General features: G+C 69.0%; 12 protein-coding genes and 3 pseudogenes. 2 read left to right on the top strand and 13 right to left on the bottom strand.

Annotated features, from left to right (window positions below):
• Positions 1-33 precede the first annotated feature (33 nt).
• The 13 genes and pseudogenes from RYJ27_RS13305 to dnaB form a co-directional block, all read right to left on the bottom strand.
• Positions 34-633: a signal peptidase II gene (locus tag RYJ27_RS13305; RefSeq protein ID WP_330170742.1), complete on the bottom strand. Its 600-nt coding sequence runs from the start codon at positions 631-633 to the stop codon at positions 34-36.
• Positions 630-2438: pseudogene (locus RYJ27_RS13310) on the bottom strand (heavy metal translocating P-type ATPase). The gene RYJ27_RS13305 and the pseudogene RYJ27_RS13310 overlap by 4 nt, the downstream one beginning before the upstream one ends.
• An 89-nt stretch (positions 2439-2527) precedes the next feature.
• Entirely contained in the window at positions 2528-2887 is a 360-nt protein-coding gene (gene cmtR, locus RYJ27_RS13315; RefSeq protein WP_330170743.1) for a Cd(II)/Pb(II)-sensing metalloregulatory transcriptional regulator CmtR, read from the bottom strand.
• Positions 2888-3126: 239 nt separating this feature from the next.
• Positions 3127-3726 (bottom strand): signal peptidase II, encoded by a 600-nt coding sequence (locus RYJ27_RS13320; protein ID WP_330170742.1) that lies wholly within the window; start codon positions 3724-3726, stop codon positions 3127-3129.
• Positions 3723-5531 (bottom strand): annotated as a pseudogene (locus tag RYJ27_RS13325) (heavy metal translocating P-type ATPase). The gene RYJ27_RS13320 and the pseudogene RYJ27_RS13325 overlap by 4 nt, the downstream one beginning before the upstream one ends.
• Positions 5532-5620: 89 nt before the next feature.
• Positions 5621-5979, bottom strand: a pseudogene (cmtR, locus tag RYJ27_RS13330) (Cd(II)/Pb(II)-sensing metalloregulatory transcriptional regulator CmtR).
• A 238-nt stretch (positions 5980-6217) separates the two neighbouring features.
• Positions 6218-6817, bottom strand: a complete 600-nt coding sequence (locus RYJ27_RS13335; RefSeq protein ID WP_330170742.1) for a signal peptidase II — start codon at positions 6815-6817, stop codon at positions 6218-6220.
• Positions 6814-8718 carry a heavy metal translocating P-type ATPase gene (locus RYJ27_RS13340; protein ID WP_330170744.1) on the bottom strand — a complete coding sequence of 635 codons (1905 nt, stop codon included), beginning with the start codon at positions 8716-8718 and terminating at the stop codon, positions 6814-6816. Before RYJ27_RS13340 ends, RYJ27_RS13335 begins: the two co-directional genes overlap by 4 nt.
• Complete coding sequence (gene cmtR / locus RYJ27_RS13345) at positions 8715-9074, bottom strand: Cd(II)/Pb(II)-sensing metalloregulatory transcriptional regulator CmtR (RefSeq protein WP_330170743.1); 360 nt, start codon at positions 9072-9074, stop codon at positions 8715-8717. The genes RYJ27_RS13340 and cmtR (RYJ27_RS13345) overlap by 4 nt, the downstream gene beginning before the upstream one ends.
• 239 nt (positions 9075-9313) lie before the next feature.
• The gene (locus RYJ27_RS13350; protein WP_330170742.1) at positions 9314-9913 is read right to left on the bottom strand and encodes a signal peptidase II; all 600 of its coding nucleotides are present in this window, start codon (positions 9911-9913) and stop codon (positions 9314-9316) included.
• Positions 9910-11814 (bottom strand): heavy metal translocating P-type ATPase, encoded by a 1905-nt coding sequence (locus RYJ27_RS13355; protein WP_330170744.1) that lies wholly within the window; start codon positions 11812-11814, stop codon positions 9910-9912. Before RYJ27_RS13355 ends, RYJ27_RS13350 begins: the two co-directional genes overlap by 4 nt.
• A complete protein-coding gene (gene cmtR, locus RYJ27_RS13360) occupies positions 11811-12170 on the bottom strand; it encodes a Cd(II)/Pb(II)-sensing metalloregulatory transcriptional regulator CmtR (RefSeq protein WP_330170743.1) in 360 nt (119 codons plus the stop codon). The genes RYJ27_RS13355 and cmtR (RYJ27_RS13360) overlap by 4 nt, the downstream gene beginning before the upstream one ends.
• Before the next feature lie 149 nt (positions 12171-12319).
• On the bottom strand, positions 12320-13690 hold the full coding sequence (gene dnaB / locus RYJ27_RS13365) for a replicative DNA helicase (protein ID WP_330170745.1): 1371 nt from the start codon (positions 13688-13690) through the stop codon (positions 12320-12322).
• A gap of 578 nt (positions 13691-14268) precedes the next feature.
• Here dnaB and RYJ27_RS13370 point away from each other — a divergent pair.
• Positions 14269-15270: a hypothetical protein gene (locus RYJ27_RS13370; RefSeq protein WP_330170746.1), complete on the top strand. Its 1002-nt coding sequence runs from the start codon at positions 14269-14271 to the stop codon at positions 15268-15270.
• Between the two features lie 91 nt (positions 15271-15361).
• A complete protein-coding gene (locus RYJ27_RS13375; RefSeq protein WP_330170747.1) occupies positions 15362-16465 on the top strand; it encodes a chaplin family protein in 1104 nt (367 codons plus the stop codon).
• Positions 16466-16500 lie beyond the last annotated feature (35 nt).

Raw genomic sequence — 16500 nt, forward strand, 5'->3', positions numbered from 1 at the left:
AGATGTCCTCGAAAGCCCGCCGCGAACATGCTGCTAGATGTCTTCGGGAGTCGATCTGTGCTCGTCGGGCGGATGACTCCACCTTTTGCCTTTCGGCGGCGAGATGTAGAGCAAAATGCCGAGAGCGATGCCGACACCGAGGATGACGTCGGCGAGGTTGCCGATGAACAGGTTGCCGTAGGCGAGGAAGTCGGTGACGTGGCCTCGGCCGAATCCGGGTGGGGCGAGCAGGCGGTCTAGGAGGTTGCCGACTGCGCCTCCCCACAGCAGGCCGATCGCGACCGCCCACCCGGCGGTGCGGGCGCGTGTTGCGGCGATGAGCAGAGCCACGGATGCCGCGGCTGCGATGATGGTGAGCAGCCAGGTTGAGCCGGATCCGAGGGACATGACGGTGCCGGGGTTGAACGCGAGCTGCAAGCCGAGCCAGTCTCCCAGGAGTGGGATGCGGGCTTGTTCGCTGAGCTGCGCGAGGGCGAGTGCTTTGGTTCCCTGGTCGATCAGCACCGCCCCGACAGCGACGGCGCACGCGATCAGGAATAGACGCGGTCGGACGCGCGCGCCAAGAGGGCCGGCGGAACTCACTTCCACGGCATCCGCCCTTCCCTGCGCGAGGCCGTGAACGGGACCGGTCATGCCTTCGTGCGCCGCGCCGCGCGGAGCCCGTTGAGGATAACGATGACCTCCGCGACTTCGTGCACCAGCACCACGGCGGCGAGGCCCAGAATGCCGGTGATCGCGAGCGGTAGCAGGACGCGATGATCGCGATGGACAGGATGACGTTCTGGTTGATGATGCTGCGGCCGCGGCGGGCGTGAGCGAGGGCCTGCGGGATGAGGCGCAGGTCGTGGCCGGTGAACGCGACGTCGGCGGACTCGATCGCGGCATCTGCGCCCTTGGCTCCCATCGCGATCCCCAGGTCGGCGGCTGCGAGAGCGGGGGCGTCGTTGATGCCGTCCCCGATCATCGCGGTGGGCTGCGACTTCGACAGTTCCGCGACGGCGGTGGCCTTGTCCTCGGGGCGCAGTTCGGCGCGCACGTCGCTGATGCCGGCCTGTGCGGCGAGGGCCGCGGCGGTGCGGGCGTTGTCGCCGGTGAGCATCGTCACGCCGATCCCGCGCCGGTTCAGTATGGCGATGACCTCGGGGACTTCGGGGCGCAGCTCGTCCCGCACTCCGATCGCTCCGGCGGGCTGGTCGTTGCGGTGGACGATGACGACGGTCATCCCCTCGGACTCCATCGCCTCCACGTCGCCGACCAGCGTGCCGGCGTCCAGCCAGCGTGGACTCCCTACGGCGAGACGAGCACCTTCGAGGGTGCCGGCGATGCCGTGGCCGGCGGTCTCGCTGACGTCTGTAGCGGCCGGAGCGTTGGGAACCGCGGTGGTGATCGCTGCGGCGAGGGGATGCGTGCTGTGACCTTCCAGGCTCGCCGCCCACGCCAGCACGTCAGCCTCGGTCACGCCGGTGGTGACGACGCGGGTCACGGTGGGCTCGTTGCGAGTCAGGGTGCCGGTCTTGTCGACGGCGAGGTGGCGGATGCCACCGAACCGCTCGAACGCGGCACCGGACTTCACAACCACACCGAACTTCGACGCAGCCCCGATGGCGGATACGACAGTGACCGGGACGGCGATCGCCAGAGCACACGGCGACGCTGCGACCAGCACGACCAGGGCGCGGGTGATCCACAGCTCGGGGTCGCCGCTCAGCAGCGACCCGAGCACGCCGACCAGCACGGCGAGGATCATCACGCCGGGCACGAGGGGTCGGGCGATGCGGTCGGCCAGGCGGGCGCGGTCGCCCTTCTCGGCCTGCGCCTGCTCGACCAGTTCCACAATCGTGGTGAGCGAGTTGTCGGTGCCAGCGGCGGTGGCCTCGACCTCGAGGACGCCGGTGGTGTTGATCGACCGGCCGACACGTCGGTGCCGGGTTCGACCTCGACCGGGATCGACTCCCTGTGATCGCGGACGTGTCCAGGCTGCTCCGCCCGGCGCGCACGATACCGTCTGTCGCGATCCGTTCACCCGGCCGGACCACGAGCACGTCACCGACGCGCAGCTCCTTCGCCTCTACCTCGGCTGTGGCGTCGCCGCGCTTGACGAGCGCGGCGACGGGCACGAGTTTCAACAGTGCCCGCAACCCCGCGCGGGCGCGGTCCATCGCCTTGTCTTCCAGCGCCTCTGCGATCGAGTACAGGAACGCCAGCGCGGCGGCCTCCTCGACGTAGCCGAGGATCACCGCGCCGGTGGCGCTGATCGTCATGAGCAGGCCGATGCCGAGCTTGCCCTTGGTGAACAGCTTGCGCAGCGCGCCCGGCACGAACGTGTACGCGCCCAGCAGCAGACCGATCCAGAACAACACCAGGCCCGCGGTCTCCGCGCCGGTCCACTCGCACACCAGGCCGGCGGCGAACGCGACGCCGGAGGCGATCGGGATCAGAACGCTCGGGCTCCGATACCAGGACCGGTCATCGTCATCATCGTCGTCGTCGAGGTCGACGTGCTCGACTTGCGAACCCGTGACCGCGCTCACGCCCGCACCTCCCCCGCCACGCAACCTTCGACCCCGCAGTTCGGGTCCATGCACGGCACGCTCTCGTCGACCGCGAGTGTCACATCCACCAGCGCCGTCAGGGCGCGGGCAAGGTGCGGGTCTGCGACCTCGTAGCGGGTCTGCCGGCCCTCGGGCTCGGCCACCACGATCCCGCACCCGCGCAGACACGTCAGATGGTTCGACACATTCGAGCGGGACAACCCCAACTCGCGAGACAGCACCGCCGGGTAACTCGGGCCGGCCAAGAGAGTCAGGAGAATGCGAGAGCGGGTCGGGTCGGCCATAGCTCGACCGAGCCGGTTCATCACATCAAGTTGATCAGCAATAGTCAGCACACGATGACTATACATCAACTGCTGTACTCCGTCGGGCGCTTGCTTCTTCGTACTTGGACCCGCGATTCTCCCGAGAAATGTCCGGATGGACATCGCGTGGACATTTCATCCGCGAAATGGACATTTCAAAAAAATCCCTACACCCGGTGTAGGAACCGCTCAGAGATGTCCATCTGCGCAGCGAAAGGACGCGGGAGTGACAAGCGAGATGTCCTCGAAAGCCCGCCGCGAACATGCTGCTAGATGTCTTCGGGAGTCGATCTGTGCTCGTCGGGCGGATGACTCCACCTTTTGCCTTTCGGCGGCGAGATGTAGAGCAAAATGCCGAGAGCGATGCCGACACCGAGGATGACGTCGGCGAGGTTGCCGATGAACAGGTTGCCGTAGGCGAGGAAGTCGGTGACGTGGCCTCGGCCGAATCCGGGTGGGGCGAGCAGGCGGTCTAGGAGGTTGCCGACTGCGCCTCCCCACAGCAGGCCGATCGCGACCGCCCACCCGGCGGTGCGGGCGCGTGTTGCGGCGATGAGCAGAGCCACGGATGCCGCGGCTGCGATGATGGTGAGCAGCCAGGTTGAGCCGGATCCGAGGGACATGACGGTGCCGGGGTTGAACGCGAGCTGCAAGCCGAGCCAGTCTCCCAGGAGTGGGATGCGGGCTTGTTCGCTGAGCTGCGCGAGGGCGAGTGCTTTGGTTCCCTGGTCGATCAGCACCGCCCCGACAGCGACGGCGCACGCGATCAGGAATAGACGCGGTCGGACGCGCGCGCCAAGAGGGCCGGCGGAACTCACTTCCACGGCATCCGCCCTTCCCTGCGCGAGGCCGTGAACGGGACCGGTCATGCCTTCGTGCGCCGCGCCGCGCGGAGCCCGTTGAGGATAACGATGACCTCCGCGACTTCGTGCACCAGCACCACGGCGGCGAGGCCCAGAATGCCGGTGATCGCGAGCGGTAGCAGGACCGCGATGATCGCGATGGACAGGATGACGTTCTGGTTGATGATGCTGCGGCCGCGGCGGGCGTGAGCGAGGGCCTGCGGGATGAGGCGCAGGTCGTGGCCGGTGAACGCGACGTCGGCGGACTCGATCGCGGCATCTGCGCCCTTGGCTCCCATCGCGATCCCCAGGTCGGCGGCTGCGAGAGCGGGGGCGTCGTTGATGCCGTCCCCGATCATCGCGGTGGCTGCGACTTCGACAGTTCCGCGACGGCGGTGGCCTTGTCCTCGGGGCGCAGTTCGGCGCGCACGTCGCTGATGCCGGCCTGTGCGGCGAGGGCCGCGGCGGTGCGGGCGTTGTCGCCGGTGAGCATCGTCACGCCGATCCCGCGCCGGTTCAGTATGGCGATGACCTCGGGGACTTCGGGGCGCAGCTCGTCCCGCACTCCGATCGCTCCGGCGGGCTGGTCGTTGCGGTGGACGATGACGACGGTCATCCCCTCGGACTCCATCGCCTCCACGTCGCCGACCAGCGTGCCGGCGTCCAGCCAGCGTGGACTCCCTACGGCGAGACGAGCACCTTCGAGGGTGCCGGCGATGCCGTGGCCGGCGGTCTCGCTGACGTCTGTAGCGGCCGGAGCGTTGGGAACCGCGGTGGTGATCGCTGCGGCGAGGGGATGCGTGCTGTGACCTTCCAGGCTCGCCGCCCACGCCAGCACGTCAGCCTCGGTCACGCCGGTGGTGACGACGCGGGTCACGGTGGGCTCGTTGCGAGTCAGGGTGCCGGTCTTGTCGACGGCGAGGTGGCGGATGCCACCGAACCGCTCGAACGCGGCACCGGACTTCACAACCACACCGAACTTCGACGCAGCCCCGATGGCGGATACGACAGTGACCGGGACGGCGATCGCCAGAGCACACGGCGACGCTGCGACCAGCACGACCAGGGCGCGGGTGATCCACAGCTCGGGGTCGCCGCTCAGCAGCGACCCGAGCACGCCGACCAGCACGGCGAGGATCATCACGCCGGGCACGAGGGGTCGGGCGATGCGGTCGGCCAGGCGGGCGCGGTCGCCCTTCTCGGCCTGCGCCTGCTCGACCAGTTCCACAATCGTGGTGAGCGAGTTGTCGGTGCCAGCGGCGGTGGCCTCGACCTCGAGGACGCCGGTGTGTTGATCGACCGGCCGACACGTCGGTGCCGGGTTCGACCTCGACCGGGATCGACTCGCCTGTGATCGCGGACGTGTCCAGGCTGCTCCGCCCGGCGCGCACGATACCGTCTGTCGCGATCCGTTCACCCGGCCGGACCACGAGCACGTCACCGACGCGCAGCTCCTTCGCCTCTACCTCGGCTGTGGCGTCGCCGCGCTTGACGAGCGCGGCGACGGGCACGAGTTTCAACAGTGCCCGCAACCCCGCGCGGGCGCGGTCCATCGCCTTGTCTTCCAGCGCCTCTGCGATCGAGTACAGGAACGCCAGCGCGGCGGCCTCCTCGACGTAGCCGAGGATCACCGCGCCGGTGGCGCTGATCGTCATGAGCAGGCCGATGCCGAGCTTGCCCTTGGTGAACAGCTTGCGCAGCGCGCCCGGCACGAACGTGTACGCGCCCAGCAGCAGACCGATCCAGAACAACACCAGGCCCGCGGTCTCCGCGCCGGTCCACTCGCACACCAGGCCGGCGGCGAACGCGACGCCGGAGGCGATCGGGATCAGAACGCTCGGGCTCCGATACCAGGACCGGTCATCGTCATCATCGTCGTCGTCGAGGTCGACGTGCTCGACTTGCGAACCCGTGACCGCGCTCACGCCCGCACCTCCCCCGCCACGCAACCTTCGACCCCGCAGTTCGGGTCCATGCACGGCACGCTCTCGTCGACCGCGAGTGTCACATCCACCAGCGCCGTCAGGCGCGGGCAAGGTGCGGGTCTGCGACCTCGTAGCGGGTCTGCCGGCCCTCGGGCTCGGCCACCACGATCCCGCACCCGCGCAGACACGTCAGATGGTTCGACACATTCGAGCGGGACAACCCCAACTCGCGAGACAGCACCGCCGGGTAACTCGGGCCGGCCAAGAGAGTCAGGAGAATGCGAGAGCGGGTCGGGTCGGCCATAGCTCGACCGAGCCGGTTCATCACATCAAGTTGATCAGCAATAGTCAGCACACGATGACTATACATCAACTGCTGTACTCCGTCGGGCGCTTGCTTCTTCGTACTTGGACCCGCGATTCTCCCGAGAAATGTCCGGATGGACATCGCGTGGACATTTCATCCGCGAAATGGACATTTCAAAAAAATCCCTACACCCGGTGTAGGAACCGCTCAGAGATGTCCATCTGCGCAGCGAAAGGACGCGGAGTGACAAGCGAGATGTCCTCGAAAGCCCGCCGCGAACATGCTGCTAGATGTCTTCGGGAGTCGATCTGTGCTCGTCGGGCGGATGACTCCACCTTTTGCCTTTCGGCGGCGAGATGTAGAGCAAAATGCCGAGAGCGATGCCGACACCGAGGATGACGTCGGCGAGGTTGCCGATGAACAGGTTGCCGTAGGCGAGGAAGTCGGTGACGTGGCCTCGGCCGAATCCGGGTGGGGCGAGCAGGCGGTCTAGGAGGTTGCCGACTGCGCCTCCCCACAGCAGGCCGATCGCGACCGCCCACCCGGCGGTGCGGGCGCGTGTTGCGGCGATGAGCAGAGCCACGGATGCCGCGGCTGCGATGATGGTGAGCAGCCAGGTTGAGCCGGATCCGAGGGACATGACGGTGCCGGGGTTGAACGCGAGCTGCAAGCCGAGCCAGTCTCCCAGGAGTGGGATGCGGGCTTGTTCGCTGAGCTGCGCGAGGGCGAGTGCTTTGGTTCCCTGGTCGATCAGCACCGCCCCGACAGCGACGGCGCACGCGATCAGGAATAGACGCGGTCGGACGCGCGCGCCAAGAGGGCCGGCGGAACTCACTTCCACGGCATCCGCCCTTCCCTGCGCGAGGCCGTGAACGGGACCGGTCATGCCTTCGTGCGCCGCGCCGCGCGGAGCCCGTTGAGGATAACGATGACCTCCGCGACTTCGTGCACCAGCACCACGGCGGCGAGGCCCAGAATGCCGGTGATCGCGAGCGGTAGCAGGACCGCGATGATCGCGATGGACAGGATGACGTTCTGGTTGATGATGCTGCGGCCGCGGCGGGCGTGAGCGAGGGCCTGCGGGATGAGGCGCAGGTCGTGGCCGGTGAACGCGACGTCGGCGGACTCGATCGCGGCATCTGCGCCCTTGGCTCCCATCGCGATCCCCAGGTCGGCGGCTGCGAGAGCGGGGGCGTCGTTGATGCCGTCCCCGATCATCGCGGTGGGCTGCGACTTCGACAGTTCCGCGACGGCGGTGGCCTTGTCCTCGGGGCGCAGTTCGGCGCGCACGTCGCTGATGCCGGCCTGTGCGGCGAGGGCCGCGGCGGTGCGGGCGTTGTCGCCGGTGAGCATCGTCACGCCGATCCCGCGCCGGTTCAGTATGGCGATGACCTCGGGGACTTCGGGGCGCAGCTCGTCCCGCACTCCGATCGCTCCGGCGGGCTGGTCGTTGCGGTGGACGATGACGACGGTCATCCCCTCGGACTCCATCGCCTCCACGTCGCCGACCAGCGTGCCGGCGTCCAGCCAGCGTGGACTCCCTACGGCGAGACGAGCACCTTCGAGGGTGCCGGCGATGCCGTGGCCGGCGGTCTCGCTGACGTCTGTAGCGGCCGGAGCGTTGGGAACCGCGGTGGTGATCGCTGCGGCGAGGGGATGCGTGCTGTGACCTTCCAGGCTCGCCGCCCACGCCAGCACGTCAGCCTCGGTCACGCCGGTGGTGACGACGCGGGTCACGGTGGGCTCGTTGCGAGTCAGGGTGCCGGTCTTGTCGACGGCGAGGTGGCGGATGCCACCGAACCGCTCGAACGCGGCACCGGACTTCACAACCACACCGAACTTCGACGCAGCCCCGATGGCGGATACGACAGTGACCGGGACGGCGATCGCCAGAGCACACGGCGACGCTGCGACCAGCACGACCAGGGCGCGGGTGATCCACAGCTCGGGGTCGCCGCTCAGCAGCGACCCGAGCACGCCGACCAGCACGGCGAGGATCATCACGCCGGGCACGAGGGGTCGGGCGATGCGGTCGGCCAGGCGGGCGCGGTCGCCCTTCTCGGCCTGCGCCTGCTCGACCAGTTCCACAATCGTGGTGAGCGAGTTGTCGGTGCCAGCGGCGGTGGCCTCGACCTCGAGGACGCCGGTGGTGTTGATCGACCCGGCCGACACGTCGGTGCCGGGTTCGACCTCGACCGGGATCGACTCGCCTGTGATCGCGGACGTGTCCAGGCTGCTCCGCCCGGCGCGCACGATACCGTCTGTCGCGATCCGTTCACCCGGCCGGACCACGAGCACGTCACCGACGCGCAGCTCCTTCGCCTCTACCTCGGCTGTGGCGTCGCCGCGCTTGACGAGCGCGGCGACGGGCACGAGTTTCAACAGTGCCCGCAACCCCGCGCGGGCGCGGTCCATCGCCTTGTCTTCCAGCGCCTCTGCGATCGAGTACAGGAACGCCAGCGCGGCGGCCTCCTCGACGTAGCCGAGGATCACCGCGCCGGTGGCGCTGATCGTCATGAGCAGGCCGATGCCGAGCTTGCCCTTGGTGAACAGCTTGCGCAGCGCGCCCGGCACGAACGTGTACGCGCCCAGCAGCAGACCGATCCAGAACAACACCAGGCCCGCGGTCTCCGCGCCGGTCCACTCGCACACCAGGCCGGCGGCGAACGCGACGCCGGAGGCGATCGGGATCAGAACGCTCGGGCTCCGATACCAGGACCGGTCATCGTCATCATCGTCGTCGTCGAGGTCGACGTGCTCGACTTGCGAACCCGTGACCGCGCTCACGCCCGCACCTCCCCCGCCACGCAACCTTCGACCCCGCAGTTCGGGTCCATGCACGGCACGCTCTCGTCGACCGCGAGTGTCACATCCACCAGCGCCGTCAGGGCGCGGGCAAGGTGCGGGTCTGCGACCTCGTAGCGGGTCTGCCGGCCCTCGGGCTCGGCCACCACGATCCCGCACCCGCGCAGACACGTCAGATGGTTCGACACATTCGAGCGGGACAACCCCAACTCGCGAGACAGCACCGCCGGGTAACTCGGGCCGGCCAAGAGAGTCAGGAGAATGCGAGAGCGGGTCGGGTCGGCCATAGCTCGACCGAGCCGGTTCATCACATCAAGTTGATCAGCAATAGTCAGCACACGATGACTATACATCAACTGCTGTACTCCGTCGGGCGCTTGCTTCTTCGTACTTGGACCCGCGATTCTCCCGAGAAATGTCCGGATGGACATCGCGTGGACATTTCATCCGCGAAATGGACATTTCAAAAAAATCCCTACACCCGGTGTAGGAACCGCTCAGAGATGTCCATCTGCGCAGCGAAAGGACGCGGGAGTGACAAGCGAGATGTCCTCGAAAGCCCGCCGCGAACATGCTGCTAGATGTCTTCGGGAGTCGATCTGTGCTCGTCGGGCGGATGACTCCACCTTTTGCCTTTCGGCGGCGAGATGTAGAGCAAAATGCCGAGAGCGATGCCGACACCGAGGATGACGTCGGCGAGGTTGCCGATGAACAGGTTGCCGTAGGCGAGGAAGTCGGTGACGTGGCCTCGGCCGAATCCGGGTGGGGCGAGCAGGCGGTCTAGGAGGTTGCCGACTGCGCCTCCCCACAGCAGGCCGATCGCGACCGCCCACCCGGCGGTGCGGGCGCGTGTTGCGGCGATGAGCAGAGCCACGGATGCCGCGGCTGCGATGATGGTGAGCAGCCAGGTTGAGCCGGATCCGAGGGACATGACGGTGCCGGGGTTGAACGCGAGCTGCAAGCCGAGCCAGTCTCCCAGGAGTGGGATGCGGGCTTGTTCGCTGAGCTGCGCGAGGGCGAGTGCTTTGGTTCCCTGGTCGATCAGCACCGCCCCGACAGCGACGGCGCACGCGATCAGGAATAGACGCGGTCGGACGCGCGCGCCAAGAGGGCCGGCGGAACTCACTTCCACGGCATCCGCCCTTCCCTGCGCGAGGCCGTGAACGGGACCGGTCATGCCTTCGTGCGCCGCGCCGCGCGGAGCCCGTTGAGGATAACGATGACCTCCGCGACTTCGTGCACCAGCACCACGGCGGCGAGGCCCAGAATGCCGGTGATCGCGAGCGGTAGCAGGACCGCGATGATCGCGATGGACAGGATGACGTTCTGGTTGATGATGCTGCGGCCGCGGCGGGCGTGAGCGAGGGCCTGCGGGATGAGGCGCAGGTCGTGGCCGGTGAACGCGACGTCGGCGGACTCGATCGCGGCATCTGCGCCCTTGGCTCCCATCGCGATCCCCAGGTCGGCGGCTGCGAGAGCGGGGGCGTCGTTGATGCCGTCCCCGATCATCGCGGTGGGCTGCGACTTCGACAGTTCCGCGACGGCGGTGGCCTTGTCCTCGGGGCGCAGTTCGGCGCGCACGTCGCTGATGCCGGCCTGTGCGGCGAGGGCCGCGGCGGTGCGGGCGTTGTCGCCGGTGAGCATCGTCACGCCGATCCCGCGCCGGTTCAGTATGGCGATGACCTCGGGGACTTCGGGGCGCAGCTCGTCCCGCACTCCGATCGCTCCGGCGGGCTGGTCGTTGCGGTGGACGATGACGACGGTCATCCCCTCGGACTCCATCGCCTCCACGTCGCCGACCAGCGTGCCGGCGTCCAGCCAGCGTGGACTCCCTACGGCGAGACGAGCACCTTCGAGGGTGCCGGCGATGCCGTGGCCGGCGGTCTCGCTGACGTCTGTAGCGGCCGGAGCGTTGGGAACCGCGGTGGTGATCGCTGCGGCGAGGGGATGCGTGCTGTGACCTTCCAGGCTCGCCGCCCACGCCAGCACGTCAGCCTCGGTCACGCCGGTGGTGACGACGCGGGTCACGGTGGGCTCGTTGCGAGTCAGGGTGCCGGTCTTGTCGACGGCGAGGTGGCGGATGCCACCGAACCGCTCGAACGCGGCACCGGACTTCACAACCACACCGAACTTCGACGCAGCCCCGATGGCGGATACGACAGTGACCGGGACGGCGATCGCCAGAGCACACGGCGACGCTGCGACCAGCACGACCAGGGCGCGGGTGATCCACAGCTCGGGGTCGCCGCTCAGCAGCGACCCGAGCACGCCGACCAGCACGGCGAGGATCATCACGCCGGGCACGAGGGGTCGGGCGATGCGGTCGGCCAGGCGGGCGCGGTCGCCCTTCTCGGCCTGCGCCTGCTCGACCAGTTCCACAATCGTGGTGAGCGAGTTGTCGGTGCCAGCGGCGGTGGCCTCGACCTCGAGGACGCCGGTGGTGTTGATCGACCCGGCCGACACGTCGGTGCCGGGTTCGACCTCGACCGGGATCGACTCGCCTGTGATCGCGGACGTGTCCAGGCTGCTCCGCCCGGCGCGCACGATACCGTCTGTCGCGATCCGTTCACCCGGCCGGACCACGAGCACGTCACCGACGCGCAGCTCCTTCGCCTCTACCTCGGCTGTGGCGTCGCCGCGCTTGACGAGCGCGGCGACGGGCACGAGTTTCAACAGTGCCCGCAACCCCGCGCGGGCGCGGTCCATCGCCTTGTCTTCCAGCGCCTCTGCGATCGAGTACAGGAACGCCAGCGCGGCGGCCTCCTCGACGTAGCCGAGGATCACCGCGCCGGTGGCGCTGATCGTCATGAGCAGGCCGATGCCGAGCTTGCCCTTGGTGAACAGCTTGCGCAGCGCGCCCGGCACGAACGTGTACGCGCCCAGCAGCAGACCGATCCAGAACAACACCAGGCCCGCGGTCTCCGCGCCGGTCCACTCGCACACCAGGCCGGCGGCGAACGCGACGCCGGAGGCGATCGGGATCAGAACGCTCGGGCTCCGATACCAGGACCGGTCATCGTCATCATCGTCGTCGTCGAGGTCGACGTGCTCGACTTGCGAACCCGTGACCGCGCTCACGCCCGCACCTCCCCCGCCACGCAACCTTCGACCCCGCAGTTCGGGTCCATGCACGGCACGCTCTCGTCGACCGCGAGTGTCACATCCACCAGCGCCGTCAGGGCGCGGGCAAGGTGCGGGTCTGCGACCTCGTAGCGGGTCTGCCGGCCCTCGGGCTCGGCCACCACGATCCCGCACCCGCGCAGACACGTCAGATGGTTCGACACATTCGAGCGGGACAACCCCAACTCGCGAGACAGCACCGCCGGGTAACTCGGGCCGGCCAAGAGAGTCAGGAGAATGCGAGAGCGGGTCGGGTCGGCCATAGCTCGACCGAGCCGGTTCATCACATCAAGTTGATCAGCAATAGTCAGCACACGATGACTATACATCAACTGCTGTACTCCGTCGGGCGCTTGCTTCTTCGTACTTGGACCCGCGATTCTCCCGAGAAATGTCCGGATGGACATCGCGTGGACATTTCATCCGCGAAATGGACATTTCAAAAAAATCCCTACACCCGGCCTCAGACCGCCGGCGCCATGTCCGTGAAGCGCGAGAAGTGGCCCTGGAACGCCACGGTCACAGTGCGCGTGGGGCCGTTACGGTTCTTGGCCACGATGAGGTCGGCCTCGCCGGCGCGCGGGCTGTCGGCCTCGTAGGCCGCCTCGCGGTGGAGCAGGATGACCATGTCGGCGTCCTGCTCGAGCGAGCCCGACTCGCGCAGATCGCTGATCGCGGGCTTCTTGTCCTGCCGCTGCTCCGGCCCGCGGTTCAGCTGTGAGAGCGCGATGACGGGAACCTGCAGCTCCTTCGCGAGCAGCTTGAGCGCGCGGGAGAACTCCGACACCTCTTGCTGGCGGCTCTCCACGCGCTTACCGCTCGTCATGAGCTGCAGGTAGTCGATGACCACCATCTTCAAGCCGGCACGCTGCTTGAGCCGGCGGCACTTGGCGCGGATCTCGACGAGGGTCATGTTCGGGCTGTCGTCGATGTACAGGGGCGCGTCGTTGATGCGGCCGCGGGTGGCGGCGATCGTCGTCCAGTCGCGCGAGTCGAGCGACCCCTTGCGCATCGTGTGCAGCGGCACGGCGCCTTCCGCGCTCATGAGGCGCATGGCGATCTCGCTGCGCCCCATCTCGAGCGAGAAGAAGATCGTCGGCAGGTTGTGACCGATCGCGGCGGCACGCGCGAAGTCGAGCGCGAGCGTCGACTTACCGAGGGCGGGTCGGGCGGCGATGATGATCAGCTGGCCGGGGTGCAGACCGTTGGTGAGATCGTCCATCTCCTGGAATCCCGTCGGCACGCCCATCATCATGCCGTCGCGGCCGCGGGCCGCCTCGATCTCCTCGACCGCGGCATCCACCGCGACCGTGAGTGGGACGTAGTCCTCGGCGGTCTGCGTGCCGGTGACCTGGTAGATCTCGGACTGGGCGTTGTTGACGAGGTCGGCCGCCTCGCCCTGGCCGTCGTAGCCCATCTGCACGATGCGCGTGCCCGCCTCGACCAGGCGGCGCAGCAGTGCGCGCTCGGCGACGATCGATGCGTAGTAGCCGGCGTTGGCCGCGGTGGGCACGATGGACGTGAGCGTGTGGAGGTAGTCGACGCCGCCGGAGCGCTGGAGGTCGCCGTTCTTGATCAGCTCATCCGTGACGGCGACGACGTCGGTGGGCTCGCCGTGCGAGTAGAGCGAGAGCACCGCGTCGAAGATGACCTCGTGCTTGGGCACGTAGAAGTCGACGCCGCGCAGCGTCTCGATGACGTCGGCGACGGCATCCTTCGACAACAGCATGCCGCCGAGGGTGGACTGCTCCGCCAGGATGTCGTGGGGCGGGGTGCGCTCGCTGGAGCGTGGTGCTCCCCCGAGTCGGTCGTCCGAGATGTCCGCGATCGACACCGCACTCCCTTCCGCCTGCCGGCTGTTCGTTGCGCCCGGTCCTGCCGCGCTCCGCGGAGCGCTTCGACGCGCACCTCTGCCGTGCGCACATTTCTCGACGCCGGGCGACGACTGCGCCCCGCCGGCGTTCCCGCACCAGCACAGCAGCAGCCTCCGACACCCGCCGGATCGACAGACCCGGTACTCCCCCGAAAGTGCGCTCCCTCACGTTAGGGGCGCCTTTTTCGCACCGCAAGACGGCCTGTGGATAACTGTGTGGAGAAAATCGCCGACACGCCGCCGGACCTGTGCACAACACCTGTGGAAAACGCCCGGGAAGTCGCCGGATGGACACTTTTTTATCCCTCTGGATCAGGCTTTATATGCTTCACAGCCTGTGGATTCACAGCACCTTGAACCGGGGATTGAGACTTGCGCTTTTCTCCCCAATGGTTGTGCAAAACGTGTCCCCCATTCGGAGGACAGGGGCGATTCGCCGTGCGACCGGGGGGTTTACGTCGCATGCGATCGGGCGTACCTTCTCTCGAATCTGATGCGGTATACGCATTCGACGCAAGGTCCACCGGGGGGGTGAGGTCATGGACGTCGCAGAGACGACCGGCGATGGCAGGTGGCGGCGGCTCGCGCTGCTCTGCCTGGGCGGCGCGGCGCTCGGCACCGCCCTCGCCTTCCTCATTCCCGCGGCGGCACAGGCCGACGAGGGCGATGACGGCTCGGGCCTGCTCGGGGTCGTCTCCCAGACCGTGGATGCCGTGGAGCACACCCTCGGCGGGGTCGTCGGTGCGGCGGATCCCGCCGTCACCTCCGTCGTGGAGACGGTCGCGCCCTCCGCACCGGCGCCTCCCGCCCACGATGTCGCTCCCGCGCCCCCGCCTCCGTCGCCCGCGACCGCCGTCGGCTCCGTCGCCCACGGCCTCGCCTCCACCGTCGACACCGCGGTGGGCGGCGTCGTCGAAACGGTCGGGGATGCCGCCGCATCCGCCCCCGTCGCAGCTGTCGTCGAGCCCGCGGACGAACTCGTCGCCTCGGCACCCGTTCTCTCGCACCTCAGCTCCGCGCTCGGGTTGCCCTCGGCACTCGGCGCGCTGGCCGCCTCGCTCGATGACACTCTGGCTGCGGTCGTAGGCACTCCCGGCGCGGACGCGGGCCTCGCCATCCCGCTCCCAGAGGCGCTGCACCCCGCTCCGACACGGGATGCCCCGTGGGTAAACGCTCCCGTCGGGTCCCTGCTGAACGAGCCCGGCCCCGGCGACACAGCGGGCAACGTCGCCCTCGCCCCCGCCGCCGCGGTCACCCCGCTCGCGAGCTCTGCGTCTGCGCCCTCTCTGATCGCCGGCTCAGCCGCGTCGGGCCCTCGGCACGGCGCCGCTGCCCCGACCGACCCACTGTTCCTCGCCTGGTCGCTCATGATCGCGCCCGCGAGCTCGGGTGCTGCGGTGGGCGGCGCCGGGTTCGCGCTCGTGGGCGCGCTTCTGGGCGCCGTCCTGATCCCCGCGCCGCGGCGCGGCGGTCGGGCGCTCCGCGCGCCCCGCCGCGCACCGCTTCCACCGACATTCGCCACCGACGTCACCCCTGACTGAGGGAGCTTCCGCCGCGCCTCCGCGTGCGGCAGAAGCCATCGGCGCGCCGACCGGCGCCCCGACCCCACTCAGTCACTCAGGAGAAGACATCATGCGAAGGATCATCACGCGCGCGCTGTACGGCGCGCTTCTCGGGGGCGGCATCGCCCTCGTCGGCACCGGCATCGCTCACGCCGCCGACACCTCCGGCGAAGACGGCCTCGCCTCCGGCACGCAGGGCCTCATCGGCATCACGGCCCCGGTGACGGTGGGCGGCAACGCCGTGTCGCTCATCGGCGACAGCGAGACCGCGGATGCCGAGACCGCTCCCGCACCCGCGGCGCCCACACCGGCGGGATCCACCTCGGGTGCCGACGGGGCCGCGTCGGGGAGCCAGGCCATCATCCAGGTCGACGTCCCCGTCACCGTCTCGGGCAACGGGATCTCCGTCGTCGGGGACAGCTCGAGCGATGGCGCGACCACCGGGTCATCCGCGCCCGCCGAGGCTCCGGCGCCTTCCGAGGCACCGGCCGACACCGCCCCCACGACGGACGGCGAGGACGGGATCGCCTCCGGCACCCAGGTCGTCGCGCCCGTGCAGGCGCCGGTGACCGTCGGCGGCAACGCCATCTCCGTCCTCGGCGACAGCGAGAGCGAAGGCACCACCGCGGCACCCGCCCCGGCAGCCGGAGACACCACCGGCGAGCCCGCGACAACCGGCGAAGACGGCATCGCCGGAGGCACCCAGCTGGTTGCGCCCGTGCAGATGCCGATCACCGTCGGCGGCAACGCCATCTCCGTCCTCGGCGACAGCGAATCCTCCGGCACGGCGACCTCGGCTCGGACCGGCGGCACGCCGGTCACGCTGGGCGGCAACGCCGTCTCCGTCGGCGGCGACAGCACGACGACGGATCCCGTGACGAGTGCACCCGGTGACCCCGGCACCCCGGGTACGCCCGGAACCCCCGGGGCTCCCGGCACCCCAGGCACCCCGGGCACTCCGGGCACACCCGGCAGCCCCGGCAGCACCGGGACCGGAGGGTCGGCCATCACGGGCCAGGCATCGGGAGCGATGCTCGCGTCCGTCGGGTCGACGACCCTCGCCTCGACGGGTTCAACGCCCCTCGGCCAGCTCGCCCTGGCAGCGCTGATCCCGCTCCTGGCGGGACTGGGGCTGTGCGTGGGTGCGGCGCGTACGCATCGCCTCCGCGCCTGAGCCCAGACGACGGATGCCGCGGGCCCCGAAGGACC

The sequence above is a fragment of the Microbacterium limosum genome, assembly GCF_036324365.1.
Taxonomy (GTDB): Bacteria; Actinomycetota; Actinomycetes; order Actinomycetales; family Microbacteriaceae; genus Microbacterium; species Microbacterium limosum.

Bases quoted from the DNA above. Each gene is read 5' to 3' on its own strand.
- RYJ27_RS13305 (WP_330170742.1), bottom strand. From the start codon at position 633: ATGACCGGTCCCGTTCACGGCCTCGCGCAGGGAAGGGCGGATGCCGTG.
- RYJ27_RS13320 (WP_330170742.1), bottom strand. From the start codon at position 3,726: ATGACCGGTCCCGTTCACGGCCTCGCGCAGGGAAGGGCGGATGCCGTG.
- RYJ27_RS13335 (WP_330170742.1), bottom strand. From the start codon at position 6,817: ATGACCGGTCCCGTTCACGGCCTCGCGCAGGGAAGGGCGGATGCCGTG.
- RYJ27_RS13350 (WP_330170742.1), bottom strand. From the start codon at position 9,913: ATGACCGGTCCCGTTCACGGCCTCGCGCAGGGAAGGGCGGATGCCGTG.
- RYJ27_RS13370 (WP_330170746.1), top strand. From the start codon at position 14,269: ATGGACGTCGCAGAGACGACCGGCGATGGCAGGTGGCGGCGGCTCGCG.
- RYJ27_RS13375 (WP_330170747.1), top strand. From the start codon at position 15,362: ATGCGAAGGATCATCACGCGCGCGCTGTACGGCGCGCTTCTCGGGGGC.